This window comes from Lysinibacillus sp. NPDC093210 (genome assembly GCF_044753985.1).
In the GTDB taxonomy this organism is placed as follows: Bacteria; Bacillota; Bacilli; order Bacillales_A; family Planococcaceae; genus Lysinibacillus.
Genome location: NZ_JBIVOE010000002.1, coordinates 128,460 through 150,955, shown reverse-complemented (window position 1 = coordinate 150,955; position 22,496 = coordinate 128,460). Strand labels below are relative to the sequence as shown.

Annotated in this window: 15 protein-coding genes; 11 read left to right on the top strand and 4 right to left on the bottom strand. The window is 36.3% G+C overall.

Going from position 1 to position 22,496, the window contains the following annotated elements:
* Position 1 precedes the first annotated feature (1 nt).
* The 4 genes from qoxB to ACIP9C_RS06295 all read right to left on the bottom strand — a co-directional run bounded on the left by qoxB (position 2) and on the right by ACIP9C_RS06295 (position 5,261).
* Positions 2-1,945 carry a cytochrome aa3 quinol oxidase subunit I gene (qoxB, locus tag ACIP9C_RS06310; protein ID WP_401009301.1) on the bottom strand — a complete coding sequence of 648 codons (1,944 nt, stop codon included), beginning with the start codon at positions 1,943-1,945 and terminating at the stop codon, positions 2-4.
* Positions 1,946-1,972: 27 nt separating this feature from the next.
* Positions 1,973-2,914, bottom strand: a complete 942-nt coding sequence (gene qoxA / locus ACIP9C_RS06305) for a cytochrome aa3 quinol oxidase subunit II (RefSeq protein ID WP_401009300.1) — start codon at positions 2,912-2,914, stop codon at positions 1,973-1,975.
* 769 nt (positions 2,915-3,683) lie between these two features.
* Complete coding sequence (locus ACIP9C_RS06300; protein WP_401009299.1) at positions 3,684-4,526, bottom strand: DUF2785 domain-containing protein; 843 nt, start codon at positions 4,524-4,526, stop codon at positions 3,684-3,686.
* 270 nt (positions 4,527-4,796) lie between these two features.
* On the bottom strand, positions 4,797-5,261 hold the full coding sequence (locus ACIP9C_RS06295) for a hypothetical protein (protein WP_401009298.1): 465 nt from the start codon (positions 5,259-5,261) through the stop codon (positions 4,797-4,799).
* A 196-nt stretch (positions 5,262-5,457) separates the two neighbouring features.
* Here ACIP9C_RS06295 and ACIP9C_RS06290 point away from each other — a divergent pair, with 196 nt between their 5' ends.
* From ACIP9C_RS06290 to ccsA, 11 genes are all read left to right on the top strand, one after another.
* Positions 5,458-6,447 carry a DUF3196 family protein gene (locus tag ACIP9C_RS06290; RefSeq protein ID WP_401009297.1) on the top strand — a complete coding sequence of 330 codons (990 nt, stop codon included), beginning with the start codon at positions 5,458-5,460 and terminating at the stop codon, positions 6,445-6,447.
* 287 nt (positions 6,448-6,734) lie between these two features.
* Positions 6,735-8,024, top strand: coding sequence for a trigger factor (gene tig, locus ACIP9C_RS06285; protein WP_401009296.1), 1,290 nt, complete (start codon positions 6,735-6,737; stop codon positions 8,022-8,024).
* A 609-nt stretch (positions 8,025-8,633) separates the two neighbouring features.
* Complete coding sequence (clpX, locus tag ACIP9C_RS06280; RefSeq protein ID WP_172772230.1) at positions 8,634-9,905, top strand: ATP-dependent protease ATP-binding subunit ClpX; 1,272 nt, start codon at positions 8,634-8,636, stop codon at positions 9,903-9,905.
* Between the two features lie 230 nt (positions 9,906-10,135).
* Positions 10,136-12,460 (top strand): endopeptidase La, encoded by a 2,325-nt coding sequence (lon, locus tag ACIP9C_RS06275; RefSeq protein WP_401009295.1) that lies wholly within the window; start codon positions 10,136-10,138, stop codon positions 12,458-12,460.
* Positions 12,461-12,464: 4 nt separating this feature from the next.
* Complete coding sequence (gene yihA, locus ACIP9C_RS06270) at positions 12,465-13,046, top strand: ribosome biogenesis GTP-binding protein YihA/YsxC (protein WP_401009294.1); 582 nt, start codon at positions 12,465-12,467, stop codon at positions 13,044-13,046.
* 209 nt (positions 13,047-13,255) lie between these two features.
* Positions 13,256-13,429 (top strand): YjfB family protein, encoded by a 174-nt coding sequence (locus tag ACIP9C_RS06265; RefSeq protein WP_401009293.1) that lies wholly within the window; start codon positions 13,256-13,258, stop codon positions 13,427-13,429.
* A gap of 166 nt (positions 13,430-13,595) precedes the next feature.
* Complete coding sequence (locus ACIP9C_RS06260; RefSeq protein WP_401009291.1) at positions 13,596-15,248, top strand: hypothetical protein; 1,653 nt, start codon at positions 13,596-13,598, stop codon at positions 15,246-15,248.
* A gap of 76 nt (positions 15,249-15,324) precedes the next feature.
* Entirely contained in the window at positions 15,325-16,773 is a 1,449-nt protein-coding gene (locus ACIP9C_RS06255) for an S-layer homology domain-containing protein (protein WP_401009290.1), read from the top strand.
* A gap of 17 nt (positions 16,774-16,790) precedes the next feature.
* Positions 16,791-19,718 carry a VWA domain-containing protein gene (locus tag ACIP9C_RS06250; RefSeq protein WP_401009289.1) on the top strand — a complete coding sequence of 976 codons (2,928 nt, stop codon included), beginning with the start codon at positions 16,791-16,793 and terminating at the stop codon, positions 19,716-19,718.
* A 351-nt stretch (positions 19,719-20,069) separates the two neighbouring features.
* Positions 20,070-21,434 carry a glutamyl-tRNA reductase gene (hemA, locus tag ACIP9C_RS06245; RefSeq protein ID WP_401009288.1) on the top strand — a complete coding sequence of 455 codons (1,365 nt, stop codon included), beginning with the start codon at positions 20,070-20,072 and terminating at the stop codon, positions 21,432-21,434.
* 222 nt (positions 21,435-21,656) lie between these two features.
* On the top strand, positions 21,657-22,484 hold the full coding sequence (gene ccsA / locus ACIP9C_RS06240) for a cytochrome c biogenesis protein CcsA (RefSeq protein ID WP_401009287.1): 828 nt from the start codon (positions 21,657-21,659) through the stop codon (positions 22,482-22,484).
* The last annotated feature ends 12 nt before the right edge of the window (positions 22,485-22,496 follow it).

The window sequence follows — 22,496 nt, the reverse complement described above, 5'->3', positions numbered from 1 at the left end:
ATTATTTATCACCTCTCAAACTTTTTTCAGTTTCCATAATTTCTTCAACTGAAATGTAACGACCATGATCATTTTCAAATGAACGATGAGCCATAAAGCCAAATACAGCAAGCATGCTGATGATGGCAGGAATCCATAGACTAAATACAGCAAAGAATGCTGCTAGGAATAAGAATCCACTTGTCCAGAAAGGAGTACCTGTGTTGTTAGGCATGTGGATTTTTTCAATTTTACCTGCAGTAATATCGCGACCTTCTTTTTTAGCGAACCAGAATTCGTCTAAACGTGACACATTTGGTACTACTGCAAAGTTGTATTCAGGAACTGGAGAATGAGTAGCCCATTCTAATGAACGACCATCCCAAACATCTGCTTTCTCGTTACGAGGCATATGTTTCCAGCTGTAGTAAATGTTATAACAGATTAACGCAAAGCCTACTGCAAGTCCAAGTGCACCGACGAACGATAGCATGTTTAATGGACCGTAACCAGTTGAAGCTGAGTATGTGTACATACGACGAGCATAACCATCTAAACCTAAGATGAATAGAGGGAAGAACGTTACATTGAAGCTGATAGCGATGAACCAGAAACCAGCTTTCCCTAATTTTTCATTTAAACGGAAACCGAACATTTTTGGCCACCAGAAATGGTAACCTGCAAGTACACCAAATACTGTACCTGGAATTAATACATAGTGGAAGTGGGCAACTAAGAACATCGTATTATGATATTGATAGTCAGCACTTGCCATTGCTAGCATTACACCTGTAACCCCACCAATTGTGAAGATTGGGATAAAGCCAAGTGCATAAAGCATTGGGGTAGTGAATTGAATCTTACCGTGCCTCATTGTGAGCAACCAGTTGAACATTTTAACCCCGGTTGGAACAGCAATCGCCATTGTTGTAATAGAGAATACACTGTTTACCATAACGCCGTGACCCATTGTGTAGAAATGGTGGGCCCATACTAAGAATGATAGTAATGAAATGACAACCATACTCATTACCATTGATTTGTAACCGTATAAGTTTTTACGTGCAAAAGTTGCAATAACTTCTGAGAAAATACCGAACGCTGGTAGGATAACGATGTAAACTTCAGGATGTCCCCAAACCCAGAATAGGTTGGCCCAAAGCATATCCATACCGCCGTCTGTCATTGCAAAGAATTTTGTACCGAATTGACGGTCTAACATCATTAATGCAAGTGCTACAGTTAACACTGGGAACGCAAATACGATAATAACGTTTGTAATTAAAATTGACCAAGAGAACATTGGCATTTTCATTAATGTCATACCAGGAGCACGCATTTTAAAGATCGTTGTGATAAAGTTCACACCCGTCAATAGCGTACCAATCCCAGATAATTGTAGTGCTAATGAATAGTAGTTGTTCCCAACAGTTGGACTAAAATCAGTACTTGCTAATGGGAAGTAAGCTGTCCAACCTGCATCTGGTGAACCACCAATAATGAATGATAGGTTCAGCAAGCCACAACCTGCTGCGAATGCCCAGAAGCTGACTGCATTAAGACGTGGGAATGCAACGTCACGTGCCCCGATTTGTAATGGAATAACAATGTTCATTAAACCGATAACAAATGGCATCGCCATAAATAAAATCATGATTAAACCATGTGTAGTAAAAATCTCGTTATAGTGTTGTGCATCAAGAAGTCCGTTATCAGGAACGGCTGTTTGTGCACGCATTAAAAGTGCGTCGATACCACCGCGGAATAGCATTAAAAGTGCTACGGCGATATACATAATACCGATCTTTTTATGATCGACTGTTGATAGCCAGTTTTTATAGAAGTAGCCCCATTTTTTAAAATAAGTAAGGCCTGCTACGACAACAACTGCACCAACTACGATACTGATAGCTGCCGCTAAAATCATCGGTTCTTGCAGTGGATGGAATAATTCTTCCATACTCATAGGATGCGCTCCTTTCAAATTTGAAAATTAGTGTGAATGTGTTGATTCGGCATCAGTGTTTGAATGGTCCATATCTTCATGATTCATGTCTTCGTCAGACATATCCATGTCACTATGGTCCATACCCCCCATATCCATATCACCATGTGCCATTGGTGCTGGGCTGAAATCTAAGTGAGTAGATGAGTAGCTTGAACGACCTACGTGTTCAGCTGCTAATAATTCTTTGAATTTCTCTTCAGTTAATGGTTTTTCGTTCGCTTTTACATCAGAAACCCATTGATCGAAGTCTGCTTGTGTCATAGATTGTGCTTCGAATTCCATTTCCGCAAATCCACGACCGTTAAAGTTTGAGTTACGACCCATGAAAGAGCCAACCTCATCAGCTGCAAGGTGAATAGTTGTTAACATGTCACTCATCGCATATTTTTGACCAGCTAACTGTGGAATCCAGAAACTTGTGATTGGTCCGAATGAATACAATTTGAACTCAATTGGACGATCAGTTGGAATGTTTACATAGTTCACAGTCTCAATACCCTCTTCTGGATAGCTGAAATGCCATTTCCAGTTTGAAGATGCTGCATAAATAACAAGTGGTTCTTTATTGTCATAACCTTCTGGTGTTGTTTCTACCGTACTAGTTGATTTAACAGTAACAATTGCTAGGAATGCTACGATAATAATAGGAATAACTGTCCACGTAATTTCAAGTACGTGACTACCTTCTTCATGAGGTGGCTCATAATCGGCAGATGCTTTTGATGCGCGGTATTTTGTTAGCATAAACGCAAAAAGCACATACACGACTAGTAAAATAACTGCCATTGTAATAATGGATAAAATAATTGTGTTTGATAATGTTTGAGCATTCGGTCCTTTTGGATTGAAAACTGTTAATGGTTCACAACCAGACAGGATTGCGATAGCGCCAAATGCTAAAAACATTAAGCTTAATTTTTTATTCATGTTTGACTCCTTTCTATAAAACGGCTATTCATAAATTTCATGTGTAGTAGTATTGATTCACATTTATAAATAGTGGGTATTGAGGTCACCTCTTTTATCTGATGTACCAATCAAGTACAGTTGCATTTACAATGACAATGGCATGGTTCAATATGAAACATAATGTCTTGTAATTGATTGGTCTGATGCAAGCGTTCACATACATGATGATTTATGCACCATAAATTGGACAAAATTTTAATGTCGATGGTCGCATCATGTCTTTGTTTGCATATAGGATTATACGCCCGCTTCACTAAAAAAAAAAATAATTAATTATAAATATGATAATGAAAGGGGGGTGAATATGAACATTTTTTGAACAAAAAAAGCTATTTTGCTATTGGTATTTTTAGGTTTTGTTAATTAAGCACTGTATAAACGTTGAAAATACTGAGTTTATCGTATTTAACTAAGTAAATAAATTATTTGTGAAAAATCCTATTTCACATTTTAGACGACGATTTGTAATAAAGTCCTTGTCATGCCTCTGTTTTTAATTCTTTTTAGTTGCGTTTTTTTTAAAAAAGGAGTATACGAAAAGACCGTTTTCTGAAGATTAAAGGATAAATTTTCTATGTAAGGGATGATTAGAGAGAGGATATTGGAACAATGATAAAATTATGTTAACATAATTAAGCGCTTTCAATATTTAACAAAAATTAGTATATCAATATTAGTGGTTCGTGAAAAAAGAACATCCAATGAGATTTGGATGCTCTATCATTAGTTAAGAACCGAGCTTCAGCCACTTTGCTACTTGGATATACAGTGTGTTTTGAAGTTTAGGTGCTTGATTATTCATTTTTAAAGCGAAATACAATGTCTTCATCACGTTTAATGTGCAAGTACGTCCGCTAAAAAAGCTTTCGTTATAACCTTGCGTTACTAAATGCATTTCGAATTTATCAAAAGCTTGCTCTACCCATTCTGATAAGGCTTCTTCAGAATAGTCCCTGGCTAATAATGCCTCAATGATATTTACAAAGCGTTCTTCCTCATCGTTTACATAGACAACATCTTTCCAAGTTGCCAATTTCAGTGCGTGTAAAATGGATGGTGCATATTGCAAGTCAAACTTAGGATGTTTAATTGTCATGGCAGCTAAATCGGCCCCATGTGCAATACTGTGTGCCCAACCTTTACCTTCGACGTGACCTCTTGTATCCTTTTCAAGTAACAAATAACGACCGATTTTTTTAAAGAAAGATTGTAAGCTTGTCTCATTTAAAATAAGGAGCTCACTATCTTTTGCAAGAATGCTTGCTACAAGTAACGCTGAAAAGGAGCGTGTGAATACACTATCTTCCATTTGTTCCCCAATTTTTGCATATAAGTAATCGTCACCTATTGCTGTATCGAACAAATGTTGGAGTTGCTGTGAATTTAGTAAGTTATCACTGAGCAGGTCGATAAATGTGCGATATATAAGGTGATCTCGTAGCTTTTCATCAGTTGAACCGATGTGCGTTAACATTTCATCCAATAGCCAGTCGCCTTCTTTTTCAAAAAACGCTTGTCTTGCTGTAAGTGTCATTGAAGAAAATGTTTGTAATGCTTCTTTTATATCCATAATAATTGCCTCCAATAATAAATCTATTTTTTTATTATACCTTCTTTATTGAAGAAATTTGTCGGATGTGATTTTTTTAATGGTTACTTTCGCAATAGGAATACCGGAATCTATCGAAAGCTGATATGATTATAGCGCAACGAATGAAGGATTAGTGTTTGATTCATGACAAAAAGACATACTTTTCAAGTATGCCTCAGACTTAACAATAGTTTATGGGCTAGTCGGTTTCAAAAGCATCCTCTACATAAAAGGTTTTTGTTTAGCTTCCTATAATATAACAGCAGACTTTATGCCGAGCGGCCATTCGATAAATGTGTTTTGATTCGTTTTTAATTCAACAAGAATACTTGCATTTTTGATGGCATCTAAAAGCCACTCACTATAATAGAGCGTTGGGTTGGAATGCTGTAAAATGCGCTCCATATCTTTTGTGTCAATATGCAAAATCTTATAATTGCATTCAATGTGCACACTTTGGGGAATAATATAAAGTGATTCCTGATGATGCCCAATTGAGATGGAACCAGGTATAGTTCCTTGAATACTCGAGATATGTGTCGTTGCTTCTTTTGTAAACGTATTAATTTTTGTATGCGTAAAAAATTCGAAGTCAATTGAATAATCTTGTAGCGGACCGTGTGCTGTTGTAATCGATATAACTTTAATTGATAGTGCCTCGAAAGCGGGGGAGATGCGACTATCGAATTCAATGATTGTATCCATTAATGGCATGTATTACACTCCTTGTGAACAACTTGTTTTCGTCTAGCTGGCAATGACTATGGTTGAAGCGCTTTCTATCAATAAGGTAAATTATGTTAGGTATTATTAATTATAATTCAATTCATTACAAAATATGAATATAAATTCAATTATTTTTGTTAAAAATAAACAATTATGAATTAGTGAGCTAAAAGAGGTGAGAAAAATGACAAAGCAAAAGCGCCATGTTATTAAACATGACAATATTGTTGTTTTTCCAGGTGCAACCCAAACGTTAATTCGTGAGGGCCATATGTATGTGGGGAAATACCAATATGAAGAGGCTGTCGCATGTTTTGAAAAGGCGTTTTTATATGACCAAGGAGATGAAAAAGCCTTAAGTGCCTATGCGTATGCTTTATATGAGCTGAAACTATATGTGAAAGCTAAAGAAGTATGTGAGCAATTGCTAGCTATGGGCACTTCTATGTATGTTGAAGTGATGGAGCTATACATTACAATTTGCATGCAGTTAAAGGAATACCATCAAGTTGAATCTATAATAACTACGTTAATAGAGGAAAACGTTCTTCCAGAAGCACAGCTAGAAAAATTTGAACGCTTAAAAAGTATAAATAGTGAAGTCGCTAAAAAACTTCAACAACGAGAAGATGTACAAGAACTGATTGAAGCGCAAGAATATGAATTGGTAAAATTTACCTCGCTTACACCGAATGAACAATCGTTGGGATTACACCGGCTAATGGATACGAATGTAAGGCAGTTAAAAATGCCGTTAAAGGCTATTATCGAATGTTCAGATATCCATCCATTTGTGCAGAGTCTTGCACTTATTTTGCTAGTAGAGCAAGAAGTGTCATTCGAAGTTACTGTTACAAAATTTGAGCAAACAAAAACTATTAATCCGATTAATCTTGCGTTACCTAATCAATTACAGCAGTATGGTGAAATAAAAAAAATTATAGAATCTAAATTAGAACAAGACCCATCAACATTAGAAATGGTACAATATTTAATGGCTAAGCATGCAATAGTTACGTATCCGTTTGAATGGCATCCGTTTGCAGCCGATGATATTGCATATAGTTATATTGATTTTGTAAAAGCGATGCTTGGTAAGGTGCAGGAAATGGACTACGAAATCATCGACTTTTTACAAATGTTAGAAAAACTAACAGAACTCCATGAAGTATGAAATAAGTTGAAACTATGCGCATCTATGATATACTAAAATGGTTGTCAAAATCGTAGTTACGAATAAATTGTCTAACATTTAAACTTGATTCAACCGAAGTCCCCTACTTAACAAGTAGGTGGATGAATGTCAAAGGTCTTTACTATTTAGTAGGGGATTAAAACTTTAACTAAATGCAAAGTCTTTGACACAAGTTGCGGATTTACAAAAAATTATCGAGAAATCGAAATCCGAACACAATTACGTCATACGTAATTGAAACTAGATTATTTTGGAGGTATTTATACATGTCAGCAAAATGGGAAAAACAAGAAGGAAATATCGGTACTCTTACAATCGAAGTACCAGCTACTGAAGTAGATGCAGCGATGGACCAAGCGTTCAAAAAAGTTGTGAAACAAATTAACGTACCAGGTTTCCGTAAAGGTAAAATGCCTCGTAAAATGTTTGAACAACGCTTTGGAATTGAATCTTTATATCAAGATGCATTAGAAATCATTGTTCCAGATTCTTATGCAAAAGCAATCGACGAAGCTGGTATTATGCCAGTTGATTACCCAGAAATTTCTGGTACAGAAAACTTCGTTCATGGTCAAGACTTCTCATTCACTGCTCAAGTAACAGTGAAACCAGAACCAAAACTTGGCGACTACAAAGGCTTAGAAGTTACGAAACTTCCAGTTGAAGTAACAGACGAAGAAGTTGAAGCTCAAATTCAAGAACAATTAGCACGTAAAGCTGAACTTGAAATTAAAGAAGATGAAGCTATCGTAGAAGGCGACACAGCGGTAATTGACTTTGAAGGTTTCGTAGGCGAAGAAGCTTTCGAAGGCGGAAAAGGCGAAGACTACCCATTAGAAATCGGTTCAGGTTCATTCATTCCTGGATTTGAAGAGCAATTAGTTGGCGTAAAAGCTGGCGAAGAGAAAGACGTTACTGTAACTTTCCCAGAAGAATATCACGCTGCTGAATTAGCTGGTAAAGAAGCTACTTTCAAAGTAACTGTTAAAGAAGTAAAAACAAAAGTACTTCCTGAACTAAACGATGAGTTTGCAAAAGAATTAGATCCTGAAGTTGAAGGCGTAGAAGCATTACGTGCAAAAATTAAAGAACAAACTGCTACTCAAAAACAAGCAGAATCAGACGCTACACTTCGCGACGAATTAGTAGAAAAAGCTGCTGACAATGCAGAATTCGAAGTACCAGCTGGCATGGTTAACTCTGAAACAGATCGTATGCTACAAGAGTTTGGCCAACGCTTACAAACACAAGGTATGAACTTAGACCTTTACTACCAATTCTCTGGTCAATCAGAAGAAGATTTACGCGGTCAAATGAAAGAAGAAGCTGAAAGCCGTGTACGTGTTTCATTAACTCTTGAAGCAATCGCTGATGCAGAAAAAATTGAAGCTACTGAAGCTGATATTGAAGCTGAATTAGAAAAAATGGCTGCTCAATTCAATATGACAAAAGAACAAATTACTGGTGCTCTAGGCGGTACTGCTGTTCTTGAAAATGACATTAAAATCCAAAAAACAGTTGAATTTTTAGTGGAAAACGCTAAAATTACTGAATAAGATTTTTTACGTAACTAGATAGAAAAATTAAGAGGACAAGGTACGGCGCTAAACCGTGCCTTGTTTTATCACACATAGCTTTTTAGTTTAGGCTAAAGGGGCCCCAACCTCTCAAGGTCAAGGACGACAAAAAGTAAGTCTGATTTTTACTAACTGTTATACTTTTGGAGGCCACTTTAGTTAATATACTTATACATAGTATTGTTGTTTAACTTTTTACACGATGCTAAATTTTAACTTCATTGTAGTAGAGCCGAAAAGTAGCAGTAATTATAGCGCCCCCATTATAATGGAAGAAGTGCGCACATAGGTTTTACGAGTGAGGGAACTAAACCTCGAAGGAATGAAGCTAAACAATCAATCAGTGGTCATGGGTTATCTGAATGGTCGCATCAACACGAATTATTTGGATAAAAACGAGCAGGCAGAAGTTAATGTTTTTAGCGAGGATGACTGCCGATTCTTAGCTTACTGTCCTCGTGCTTGAAGACTTTGAAAATAATTGAAAATCTAGCTGCATTTGCGCCATGACGTAAATGTTGCAATCAATTTATTTGATAATGGTTCAATAATCTTGTAAGATTGTAGCTTGAATAGGGGTGAAACATATTGTTCAAATTTAATGATGAAAAAGGCAATTTAAAATGCTCATTCTGTGGTAAGCCACAAGAACAAGTACGTAAATTAGTTGCAGGTCCTGGTGTTTATATTTGTGATGAATGTATCGAACTTTGTTCAGAAATCGTTGTAGAAGAACTAGGTGTTGAGGAAGAAATCGATTTCCAAGATATTCCGAAACCAAAAGAAATCCAATCGATTTTAAATGAGTATGTAATTGGACAAGAGCGTGCTAAAAAAGCCTTAGCAGTTGCGGTTTACAATCACTACAAACGCATCAATACGAATAGTAAAATCGATGATGTGGAATTAGCAAAATCGAACATTGTGTTAATCGGCCCAACTGGTAGCGGTAAAACATTATTAGCTCAAACATTAGCACGTATACTAAACGTTCCTTTCGCAATTGCAGATGCTACTTCTTTAACAGAAGCAGGTTATGTAGGTGAAGACGTTGAAAATATTTTATTAAAATTAATCCAATCAGCAGATTATGATATTGAACGTGCAGAAAAAGGAATCATCTATATTGATGAAATCGATAAAGTTGCACGTAAATCAGAAAATCCGTCGATAACTCGAGATGTTTCTGGTGAAGGGGTCCAACAGGCGTTGCTAAAAATTTTAGAAGGCACTGTTGCAAGTGTACCTCCACAGGGTGGACGTAAGCATCCGCACCAAGAATTTTTACAAATTGATACAACAAATATTTTATTTATCGTAGGCGGAGCATTTGATGGTATTGAATCCATTATTAAACGTCGTCAAGGTGAAAAAGTAATTGGTTTCGGTTCAGATCCTAATAAAGTAGAAGTGGACGAAGGTTCATTAATGGCGAAATTGATTCCTGAAGATTTGTTGAAATTTGGTTTAATTCCAGAATTCATCGGTCGATTACCAGTACTTGCAAGCCTAGAGCAATTAAACGAGGCAGCACTTGTACAAATTTTGACGGAACCAAAAAATGCGCTTGCGAAGCAGTATCAAAAAATGCTTGAACTAGATGGTGTTGAGCTTGAGTTTGATGAAGGTGCCCTTTCTGAAATTGCAAAGGAAGCAATTGAGCGTAAAACAGGTGCACGTGGTCTTCGTTCAATTATTGAGTCAACAATGCTTGATGTAATGTACGAATTACCTTCACGTGATGACGTGAAAAAATGTATCATTACTGCAAAAACAATTACGGAAAAAGAAAAACCGAAATTGCTTCTTGAAGATGGCACTGAACTCGATGAAGGTAGCGACACAAAAACTTCGGCATAATAAACAGACGTAGCGTCTATTGTTATGAGAAAAAGAGTAACTTAGCTGACTTCGATTGTGCAATGTTCGCACATATCGGGAGTCAGCTTTTTATTCATACATAAAGCTGACGACTGTAAATAGATGAAATTTTTGGCTCGTTTGAATAGATAGTGTGAATCGGTTTTTTAAACACATACTAGAAGCGCGGGATTGTGAACAAGAAAATTTTGACGGAGGTGAATACCCGCATGGTAACAATTCAAAAAACAACAAATGTACCATTATTGCCTTTACGTGGACTTTTAGTATACCCGTCGATGGTGTTACATATTGATGTGGGTAGAAATCGTTCTGTAGCGGCGCTAGAACAAGCGATGTTAGAGGACCAATTGATTTTATTGGTAACACAAAAAGAAATGCACGATGAACAGCCAGAAGAGCAGGATTTATATCAAGTTGGTACAATGGCTTTTGTAAAGCAAATGCTAAAGTTACCAAATGGTACGCTACGTATTTTAGTGGAAGGTGTAGCGCGTGCAACATGGTCCAACTATCAAGCGTTAGAGAAATATACAGTTGTTGATATTGATGTTAAAGAGGAGAAAATCGATAAAGATGTGGAAACACAGGCCTTAATGCGTACATTGTTAACGTATTTTGAAAGATACGCGAAATCCTCCAACAAAATAACAACAGAAACAATTAATACAGTTGCAGACATTGAAGAACCAAGTCGTCTTGCTGATATTATTGCCTCGCATTTACCAATCAAAATTGCGGATAAACAAGAAGTTTTAGAAATGCTAAATGTTAAGAAACGCTTAGATCATTTAATTATTCGCCTGCATGATGAGCAAGAGGTCCTGGATCTGGAAAAGAAAATTAATTCAAAAGTAAAGCAATCAATGGAGCGTACGCAAAAGGAATATTACTTACGCGAACAAATGAAAGCTATCCAAACGGAGCTTGGGGACCGAGAAGGTAAAACGGGTGAAGTAACTGAATTACGTAAGCTCATTGATGAAACAGGTATGCCTGAATCTGCAAAAGAAGCAGCGCTAAAAGAACTTGATCGTTATGAAAAACTACCTAGCGCAAGTGCGGAAAGTGGAGTAATTCGAAACTATATTGACTGGTTAGTGTCTTTACCTTGGACGAAGTCGACTGAAGATCGAATGAATATTGCTCATGCTGAGGAAATTTTAAACAGAGATCATGCTGGACTAGATAAAGTAAAGGAGCGCGTGCTTGAATATTTAGCTGTGCGTCAGTTGAAAAATTCATTACGTGGACCAATTCTATGTTTAGCTGGTCCTCCAGGAGTAGGTAAAACATCGTTAGCACGCTCAATTGCCGAAAGTTTAGATCGTAAATTTATTCGTATTTCTTTAGGTGGGGTGCGAGATGAATCCGAAATTCGAGGACATCGTCGTACGTATGTAGGTGCGATGCCAGGTCGTATTATTCAAGGAATGAAAAAAGCAGGTACGATTAATCCTGTATTTTTACTTGATGAAATCGATAAAATGTCAAATGATTTCCGAGGAGATCCTGCAGCTGCAATGTTAGAAGTGCTGGATCCTGCACAAAACAATACGTTTAGCGATCACTATATCGAAGAACCGTATGACTTATCTAACGTATTATTTATAGCTACAGCTAATGATTTAAGTACGATTCCTGGACCTTTATTAGATCGTATGGAAGTAATTTCGATTGCAGGCTATACAGAAATCGAAAAGGCGCAAATTACAAAAAATCATTTGATACCAAAGCAATTAAAAGAACATGGCTTGAAGAAAACGCAAGTAGTTATCAAAGATGAAGCAGTGCTGGACATTATTCGTTATTATACACGTGAAGCAGGTGTCCGAGGTCTAGAGCGACAAATAGCAACACTTTGTCGTAAAATTGCTAAAATTATTGTTTCTGGAGAAAAGAAACGTGTAACAGTAAATTCAAAATCCGTAATCGAATATCTTGGTAAGCACCGTTTCCGCTATGGACAAGCGGAAGAGGAAAACCAGATTGGTGTAGCAACAGGACTAGCATATACAACTGTTGGTGGTGACACATTACAAATTGAAGTTTCCTTAACTCCTGGTAAGGGCAAAATTCAGTTAACAGGGAAACTCGGAGATGTTATGAAGGAATCCGCGCAAACAGCATTATCGTTTGTCCGAACTAAAATAGAGGAACTCAATGTAGACTCAGAATATTTTGATACACATGATATCCACATCCATGTACCTGAGGGAGCAGTACCAAAAGATGGCCCATCTGCAGGTATTACGATGGCGACAGCAATTGTTTCGGCTATTTTACATCGTCCGATTCGTCGTGAAGTAGGAATGACTGGTGAAATTACGTTACGTGGTCGTGTACTACCAATCGGCGGCTTGAAAGAAAAAACATTAAGCGCACACAGAGCAGGTTTAACAACAATCATTTGTCCAAAAGATAATGAGCGTGATATTGAAGATATTCCTGAAAGTGTACGCGAACAACTCACATTTAAACTAGTGTCATCTGCTGATGAAGTATTAGCAATTGCACTGGACGGAGGTTTTTAAGGAAATGAAAGTCCATAATGTCGAAATGGTCATTAGTGCAGTAAGACCGGACCAATACCCAGAAGATGGACTGCCAGAGTTTGCATTAGCAGGTCGCTCAAATGTTGGGAAGTCATCATTTATTAACCGTATGATTGGGCGTAAGGCGTTAGCGCGTATTTCTTCTAAACCTGGGAAGACACAAACGCTAAATTTTTACAAAATTGAAGAACAGCTGTTTTTCGTTGATGTTCCGGGATATGGTTATGCCAAAGTCTCAAAAACAGAGCGTGAAGCATGGGGAAAAATGATTGAACGTTACATCACTGGCCGTGAAGAATTAAAAGCGGTAGTTCAAATTGTTGATTTACGTCATCCTCCAACTGCTGATGATCGAATGATGTATGACTTTTTAAAACATTACAATATCCCTTGTATTGTCATTGCAACGAAGGCAGATAAAATTCCAAAAGGTAAATGGGATAAGCACAAAAAAGTTGTCAAGGAAACTCTAGATATGGATAAAAATGATCCACTTATTGTGTTCTCTTCTGAAAAGGGTCTCGGTTTTGAAGAAGCTTGGCGTACCATTGAAAATAAAATGTAATCAAAAAACATCTATTGCGTTTAGGAGCACAGTAGATGTTTTTTTATTGCCTAATATTAGAACTGCACACAATATTTTTATGCTCTCTTTATATGAAAAGAAGTGAATATGCTTTTCTGCTGCTAGTCTGAAAGTTATGGATAAATATGAGGAAATTACTTTATGAATGGCAAGTTTAGCCGATAAATTAAATAGGAGGTGGACTAAAAATGGATATCGCAGCTTTATCAATTGCAATGCATCAATCAAATCTTATGCAAAATGTATCTTTAGCTGTTACAAAGCAAGCAATGGACATGCAACAGCAAAATACTGAACAGCTTGTTGAGATGCTAGATGCTCCACATCCAACTGCTGGACATACAATTGACATCCAAGTATGAAGATGGCGAGGTAGCTTGAAATTGGAAGCTACCTCTATCTTTCTGTCTAATGGTAGATTCAAAAAAATATTAAAACACGTTAAAATGTAACTTTTTGAATAAGAAAAACTACCAATAATACGATATACTATTTATAAATAACAATTTTTTAAGGAGGCGGGAATTGTTGAAGAAGATTCCATACATATTGATTGCCCTGTTTTTAATGGCACTTAGCTTGCCATCAATACCAACTGTTCATGCCGCACAGTTAGTAACAGGAACCTTCGTTGATGTAACCTATTCAGAATACACAAATTCAAACGGAGAAGTAGAAAGGCAACTTAGTAAAATTACATTAGAAAATGCTAGTGGTCGTCAAGTAACATACAATATTAACAATAATGCCCGCCTATACATTAATAACACTGAAACTACGATTGATGGCTTTAAGATGGGCATGAAAGTAGAGGCTGAAATCAACCTTCGTAGTGTGGTTGAGCTCCGCGGTACTTCCAATACCACTGAGGAATCAACGACAGTTGCTCAAAATCCTAGAGTAATTGCTGGCGTAATCACAAGTATCGACCCAAAAGGTTTGTTTATAATTGTGAAGCCGGATATTGGAAAAGAAACTACCTATTATTTGAATAAGGATACTGCTTTTCAAAAGGGTTCTTCATCGGTAGATATTAGTGGGATGTATGTAGGTGATCGTGTAAAGCTTAATTTAAAAAATAAAAGTACATCGATTGTCACAAAAGTAGATATTAGTGAGACTGGAACATTAGTTGAAAATCTATACAAAGGTGAAATTCAAGCGGTTAATATCAATGCCAACAAATTAACAGTAAAAAATCAAAATGCCTTTGTGAACTGGCAATTTGGTTCAGCGTCAACAACTGCTCTTTCAACGATGAATTTTTCAACAAAGGTACCAATTTACGTTGGAAATACGAAAATTGAAAAGGGCCAATTGAAAAATTATATTGGCAGCGAAGCATATTATGCAACGGTGAAGCAATTTGGTAAAGAAGTTATTGAAAAGATTGTCGTGTTGAAAAACAATGAACGTACTTACTACGAGCCGATGATTGCTGTCGATACAGATTATCAATTGTTAAAGCTTAAATCTGCTGGCACACTATACTTCCATGATGGGTCAATTTTAATTCGAAATGGTCGTTTTATTCAACCAACAGGATTATTGGCATATGGTACGGCGTTTGTCATTACAGATGGTACAGCGCGTGATCATTATGCGCAAGTAGTAGAAGTTACAAGTGATAGCTTTATGTCACCAAATTTAGCTTCGCATGAATTATATTATGGCCGTTTAGCTCAAGCAGATGGCTACTTAATTGAAATTGATGATGCAATGAAGATTGAATCAAATGTTTTCAAAAAAACAGCTAGTACCATACTATCTGTTAGTAATACAACAAAAGCAATGGTAGACGATGGTAATAAAACGTACAGCGTAATGCCAGATATTGAACTGTATTTATCGGAAGGCGATTATGGTTACTTCTATGTAAACAACGGGCATGTGCAGGCTCTTCACATGTTAGATAATGCAAAACCTGTTGCCCCATTAATGCTAGTCGGAAAACTACAGTCAGTAAAATCGACATATCCAGCTACTATTAATGTGAAAAGTGTGAGTCAATGGCAAAATGGCCGTTGGTATGAAGCAGGCCAAATGGTCGATATGAATATTGATCAAGCTACGCTGATTAAAGCAGGGAAAGTCATTCAACCATCTGATTTGAATCCTTCTGATCGTTTAGTCGTATTATCTGACCGATTTGTAAAAGCACATTTCATTTTAGTTGATTAACAAGATAGAAGCTATCTCTACAATACGAGATAGCTTCATCTGTGCATATGCGAAGAAAGAGAGGGGAAAAGAACAGATGCGAAACCATTTATATAAAGTAATGGTAGCCATTCTAATGGTGTTCGTTTTGGGGACGAGTATTCTAGTAGATGCCTCCGCTGCATCGGTGGAAACAACAGGTGCTGTGAAAAATGAATATACATATGAAGAAGCAGTGTTCATTACTGGAACACCGATCATTTTTAAAGGTACGAGTAAAGATATTAAAATTACACAAAAAGAAACAAAAGGTAAATTAACAGAAACCTATAATTTAAAACTAACAGCAAGTAATGGGGCAACATTAACAAGAAATATTGCCTATGAATCTGATGTTGTTAATTATGCTACGATTGGGCAAAAAACATCCAATGGAGTTGTTAAAAAATACACTGAAAAAATTGTTGATGGAAAAATTACGTATACATTAGCAGACTACCAATTTTCACAAGGTACTGTAACGGATAATCGTGCAGCTTCTGATTATTTTTCAGGTAATGTTATTTCAAGAAAAACATATACCTATCAAACTGGCTCAGGAAAGAATGCAAAAACAAATACGGTAACAATAGATATTGATAGTCGTCATGCAGGCTACGAAAATTTCTGGGGCGCAACTGAAACGCAAATTACAGAATCTATTTATACGTACAGTGATGGTACAACTAGCCATGTGAAAAACCGTTTATCAACAAGTAAATCACGTGTCCTCAATTATGAGGAAAACCCAGGTAGTTTAGGTAGCTTCGATGGGGGCTATGCGGTCGTTAGTGAAAAAGACGTAATTTCAGAATATACGTATGACTTAGCTTCTGGCAAAAAAGGCAAAGTTGATTTGGATACTGAATTTACGCCAACAATCGAACGTCTAATAATTCCGAAGTTCCGAGATTTATCTAATCATTATGCTAAAGGTGCTATCGAAAAACTATATTCTTTAGGGATCTATTCAGATACAAGTAATTTCTTTTCCCCAAACACACCGATGAAGCGAATTGACTTTACAATAGCGATTGGTAAAGCAGTGGATCTCCGTGTAATGGAAGAAAAGAATACAAAAAAAACATCCACAAGTGTCTTTAAGGATGTTAAGCGTACTGTGAAAGATTATCCATATATTGAATCAGCAGTAAATAAAGGCATTATTAAAGGTGTGACACCAGATTATTTTAAACCTGATAATGCAATTACTCGTGCGCAAGCAGCTGCAATATTTGTACGTGCATTAGGGCTTGAAAATAAAGCACCAGAACCTGGCTATGTGACGGAATTTAAAGATGATGCACTAATTCCTGACTATTCAAGAGACGGAATTTATATCGTCAATGAGCTTGGTCTAATGACAGGTGACCCTGTAACTGGGCGTTTTAATCCAAACCAACCGTTAACGCGTGCACAAGCATCTGTTGTGCTTGAACGATTCTTAAACTATTTAGAAAGTGATTTAAAACAAAACTATCGAGATGATATTTTATTCTTTAACTAATGAAAGGATTGAAACGAATGAAGTATGCGAAAAAGGCATTGCTTTTACTTGCCTGTTTTGTACTAGCCTTTATGACTTTAACACCATCAGTAACACTGGCTGCTACAACGATTCAAGATGTACCAACATCTAATAGTAAATACAAAGCCATCTCTTGGGCTGTCGATAATGATTTACTATCGTTAAATAGTGCGAATAACTTTTTACCAAACGAACAAGTAACTGAGCGAGAGCTAGTAACAATGTTTGCTAAACTTGATAAAAACTATGCGTTATCTTATAACGAGAATGTTGCCTATAATTTTTATAGTGATTTTTATTTACCGTTTGATGGAACACATGTCATGGCGAATCGTTCAAAATCTATAACTCGAGGTCATTTTGCACGTATCTATGCTGCATTTCAAGGTTTAGACTTGGATGAGCCGCAAGCCGTACAATATTTATATACAAATGATATTTCAACTGGTAATACCGGCAAAAAAACATTTGCTGATTTTAATCCCTCTACGAAACTATCTCGCGGCGATGCAGCTGAGTTCTTATATCGTATTGTGCAAAACAATGCCTTTGCTGTACAAGGATTGAAACGATCTGCAGCTGGGCGTGATAATGACAAAATAACTTTGCCAGCAGGTTTTATGGGCTCTAATAGTGGTGAGTTTGAAGAGCCAACAGATAATGAAAATGATTTTACTGGTCCCGACTATGTTAATAATGCATTACAAAGTATTGAAGTTGAAAAACCAGATTTAATTGCGAATGGTGAGGATATGACGCCAATTACTGTATCTTTAAAGGCATGTAATGGTGACCCTATTGCCGATGATAAGTCATATACGTTCCGTGTGACTTCTTCAAATGGAGCGGATATTGTAAATGCAGCTGGAGAAGCTGTTCGTAATGTACAATCTGACGGCTCAACAGTAACAGCATTTGTTAAAGCGAAAAAGCTAACGAAATCAGTGCGTGATACGATTACTTTTGAGCTTATTAACAATACAGATCCTAGTATGAAATGTCTTGGTGGAGAAAAAATAAATGCACACGTTCGTTACTTACCACAGCCAGAATTGCGCATTGATTTTAAAGTGTATGACCCAACGAACACGGATGATAACGGAAGTGTAACACCACCATATGTACAATATGAAAAGCCACCTGAGTTTTTCACCGAAAATTTGATTGATGTATATGGTCCTGTGCCATTAAATCCAGATGCAGATGAAAAGAAATTCAGCATTGGGCAACAAACAAATGTTACAAATGCTCTTGGTCAAGTAGAAAATATCTACTTACAATATGGTGGCTCAGATCCGAAGTATCCAGCACTCGGATACGAGAATGCGATTTTACAATTTGAAAACTACAATATTTCGGTATATTTATTTGAAAAAATACTGAATGATCGACTAAAAGACTCAGTGACGACGCCAGCTAAGACTGAGATTATGTACATGATTTCTGAAGATGGTCGTCCGATTTATCGCATCCAAGGAATCGATGATAATATTGCGTCACAAGTTGAAAACATCAATCCGGTTGGTGCAATCATTCAATTAATGAGTCCAAAATACATGCCGGAAGAAAAGAATTTGACATTAGAGCATTATGATAGTGTTATGAAAATTTATGCGATTTTAACGAGCCTAAGTAATTATGAGCGTACAGTATTATTGAAATACCAAGGCGGTAAATTACTAGGACAAGTAGAAGCATATAAGAAACGTGTAGAGGCGTTAAAAGAAAGTGCTGACGCTGCAGCAAGACCAACTGGTAAGGATCGATATACACAAGTAATGGTGACGTTAGTGAGTCCAGGTGGAGAAATTATTACCGACTATCAAGGAACTGTAAAGATCAAATTTGATGGTGTTGAGAAAACTGCTTCCTTTGTCACGAATACTTCGGATTATTTGAATAATACAGGTGGTCCTGGAACTGCGGTCGCTTATTTTGACTCAATCATTTATGGAAAGTCTAAAATAGAAGCAACGCTCGTCAATAAAATTGATCCGCGTTATGCCACAATATTGAAGCCACTTACAGATAAAACGATTGCGAAAGAAATTTTTACAAATCCTTACTTTAGTAAAAATGCTTGTTCATTAGCAACTGAAGTCGCATATGTAGTCGATTACTCATCTTCTATGAAACGAATTGATCAAACGAATTATCGTGGCCAAAAAATGATGGAAATGATTAATCAAATACAAGCTAAAAATAATATTGTCATTGAGACTAATACAAGTGCGAATGTATTGGGAGAAGGCAGTACAGATAATGTCTTAAAGAAAGACCTATATCGTACTTCCAAGGATAAGGGTGCTACAGATATCTTTGCGGGTATAGAGTTGGCTCTTACTAAATTCTCAAACGATACAAAAACTTCTAAATCTATTGTTGTTGTGTCTGATGGTAAAACAAGCAAATCAAAAATGACAAAAGTAATCAATGATGCGAAAAAGAAAGGCATTAAAATTTACACTGTAAGTATGGGCAAGAAAAATCAAATTAATGAAGCAATCCTTACACAAATAGCTACGGAAACTGGTGGTATTTACTATCATGCTATTGATAATTTGCAATTCCATCAGGTTGCTCAAAAAATAATTGATTCGATTTTATGTAAAACTTCGCCTTCAAGTTGTATTAATCCAGAGGACATATTTGAAGAAGCTGAAGTAACATTACGAAAAGGTTATATTACAATGAATGCAAGAATTGATGGTAATTGTTCAAATGTTGCAAATGTCATTGTTCGTTATTCTTCTGTCAGCGGGGATGTTCAATTTGAACTTAAAAAGCGTAGTGATAGTGTGTTTATGTTGACTAAAAATGTGCAAACTATGTATGACTTTAAAGTTAATGGCGACATCGAGTTTCTAGCATATGATAAAGACGGAAATGTAATTTCGCAGCAAACTGTGAAAATTACAAATTAATAATATTGCTCTTATATAGAGCGATTCTAGACTGTAGATGGACTCAAATGCTTTTTTGAGTCGTCTACAGTCTATTTATATTTTGTTGTGAAGTAGAGTTAAAAGTCATTTCTATTTAAACCATCACAATCATCTGTATTTTCCTTATTTTCGACACAAGATGCTACTGCATATTTGAGTCCAGTTTTTAAATTTGAAACAAGCAGTATAATTTGTTAAACTTAGTTTATAATAATTCTAATGTAGAAAATGAATTATAGTTCTTCATGACATGTTCACAAATTATAGATGAACTATTGTCGAACTGTGCTATAATGAGATTTGTGAATTAGAACGTGTGAGGTGTTATTCATGCATACCATCGTAGTAGGCTTGAATTATAAATCAGCGCCAGTTGAAATTCGTGAAAAGCTATCTTTCATAGAGAGCGAGCTACCACAAGCAATGGAAGCGCTGCAAAAACAAAAAAGTATATTGGAAAACGTCATAGTTTCGACTTGTAATCGGACAGAAATATATGCAGTAGTTGATCAATTGCATACTGGCCGACACTATGTAAAGCAATTTTTAGCAGATTGGTTTAACTTGCCTGTGGAGACTTTTTCTTCTTATTTAACAATTCGAGAAGAAGATGAGGCATTAGAGCATTTGTTTAAAGTAACAGCTGGAATTGATTCAATGGTACTTGGTGAAACTCAAATTTTAGGACAAGTGAAGAAAAGCTTCTTAAATGGACAAGAGATTGGGACGACAGGTACGGTCTACAATCAGTTATTTAAACAAGCAGTCACATTTGCGAAGCGAGCACATAACGAAACAGCTATCGGAGAGAATGCGGTATCTGTTTCATATGCAGCAGTAGAATTAGCAAAGAAAATTTTTGGATCTTTACAGCGCAAGCATGTTGCTATTTTAGGTGCAGGTAAAATGGGCGAACTTGCCATTGAAAATTTATATGGCAATGGAGTAGGAAAAGTAACGGTTATTAACCGTACTTTTGAAAAAGCAGAGACTTTAGCTGCTAAATTCCAGGGCGAAGCAAAATCAATGAGGGAATTACAATGCTCGTTACTTGAGGCGGACATTTTAATTACGTCTACAGGGGCAACAGATTTTGTTATTGATTATGAATTAATGCAACTTGTTGAACGTTTACGTAAAGGAAAACCATTATTTATGGTAGATATTGCGGTACCACGTGATATTGATCCACGTGTTGGGGACTTACCAAACGTTTTCTTATATGATATCGATGATTTACAAGGTATTGTAGAAGCAAACTTAGCAGAGCGTGAACGTGCAGCAGCAGAAATTACACAAATGATTGGTAAAGAAGTTGTACAATTTAAAGATTGGTTTGCAACGCTAGGTGTCGTGCCAGTTATCTCGGCTTTACGTAAAAAAGCAAACCAAATTCAAGAAGAAACAATGATCAGTATTGAAAATAAAATGCCAGAGTTAACGGATCGTGAACGTAAGATTTTAAGCAAGCATACAAAATCAATTATTAATCAATTGTTAAAAGAGCCTATCTTACAAGCTAAAGAAATGGCAAATTCATCAAAAGCAAATGAACAGTTACGTTTATTCCAACAAATTTTTGGCATTGAAGATGCTGTGGAAGTAGAAGTAGATATGATGAGCAAGCAAGAGCTTGAGCGTAAAGAACGTTTACAGTCATCGCAAACACCTACCGAACCAAAGTATTCTTTCTAGATATGTCTAGACATTCAAGCTCCACAATCGCTTGAGGTTCACGATGTGAGTCATGTAGCAATAGCGCTAATTGCGCAGTTTTGCTGACGTGTGCGAACTTGAAATTACATGAGGCGTTTTCGTATCTGTATGGTAAACTAAAGATACGAAAACGTCTTTTTTTAGGCTGGGATACTGTTTATAGTAACTTTAGCACTTTTTGAAATAAAGAAGGGATGTCCATTGGCTGATTTGACAATGACAAGGCTCTATGAAGTAATGATCGTCTTGTACGCGATCAGTCTAGTGTTTTACTTTACTGATTACTTTTATAAGCAAGTACGAGCAAGGCGTATTGCTTTTTGGCTTGTTTCATTTGTATGGGTAATTCAAAGTGCCATTATTATATTAACTTTTGTAGAAACAAAACGATTCCCGATTTTATCCTTGTATGAGGGGATTCTTTTCTATTCCTGGTTACTTGTGTCACTGTCGATTATTCTCCATTGTATAGCGAGAGTCGATTTACCAGTATTTATTATCAATATATTAGGATTTGTATTTGCTAGTATATTCACATTTATGCCGAAAAGACCAACGGGTGCAGTAGGAGAGACTTTAATTTCTGAAATGCTCTTTATCCATATTTCATTTGCGATTTTATCGTATGCTGCTTTTACATTAACTTTTGTATTTGCGATATTGTACTTAATCTTATATCGCTTATTAAAAAAGAAAAAGTGGTCACAACTATGGACACGTTTGCCGTCATTACAGCAAACGAGCAATTGGATGAACATATCATTTTTTGTTGGTATTCCAATGCTATTCATAAGTTTAATTTTAGGGTTTGAATGGGCATTATTAAGATTAGAGAGTTTATCTATCTTTGATGCGAAGATAATAGGGTCCTTTATTATTTTAGTATTATATTGCTGTATTTTATATGTGAATCGTAAAAGTAAGCTGACAGGCACTAATTATGCGTGGGTACATATTTATGCTTATTTATTAGTTGTCGTAAACTTCTTTTTAGGGAGTAGCTTATCTCGATTCCATTTATGGTATTAGAAGAAAGGTTGG

Coding starts and splice junctions, on each gene's coding strand:
- qoxB (WP_401009301.1), bottom strand. CDS start 1,945: ATGAGTATGGAAGAATTATTCCATCCACTGCAAGAACCGATGATTTTA.
- qoxA (WP_401009300.1), bottom strand. CDS start 2,914: ATGAATAAAAAATTAAGCTTAATGTTTTTAGCATTTGGCGCTATCGCA.
- ACIP9C_RS06300 (WP_401009299.1), bottom strand. CDS start 4,526: ATGGATATAAAAGAAGCATTACAAACATTTTCTTCAATGACACTTACA.
- ACIP9C_RS06295 (WP_401009298.1), bottom strand. CDS start 5,261: ATGCCATTAATGGATACAATCATTGAATTCGATAGTCGCATCTCCCCC.
- ACIP9C_RS06290 (WP_401009297.1), top strand. CDS start 5,458: ATGACAAAGCAAAAGCGCCATGTTATTAAACATGACAATATTGTTGTT.
- tig (WP_401009296.1), top strand. CDS start 6,735: ATGTCAGCAAAATGGGAAAAACAAGAAGGAAATATCGGTACTCTTACA.
- lon (WP_401009295.1), top strand. CDS start 10,136: ATGGTAACAATTCAAAAAACAACAAATGTACCATTATTGCCTTTACGT.
- yihA (WP_401009294.1), top strand. CDS start 12,465: ATGAAAGTCCATAATGTCGAAATGGTCATTAGTGCAGTAAGACCGGAC.
- ACIP9C_RS06265 (WP_401009293.1), top strand. CDS start 13,256: ATGGATATCGCAGCTTTATCAATTGCAATGCATCAATCAAATCTTATG.
- ACIP9C_RS06255 (WP_401009290.1), top strand. CDS start 15,325: ATGCGAAACCATTTATATAAAGTAATGGTAGCCATTCTAATGGTGTTC.
- ACIP9C_RS06250 (WP_401009289.1), top strand. CDS start 16,791: ATGAAGTATGCGAAAAAGGCATTGCTTTTACTTGCCTGTTTTGTACTA.
- hemA (WP_401009288.1), top strand. CDS start 20,070: ATGCATACCATCGTAGTAGGCTTGAATTATAAATCAGCGCCAGTTGAA.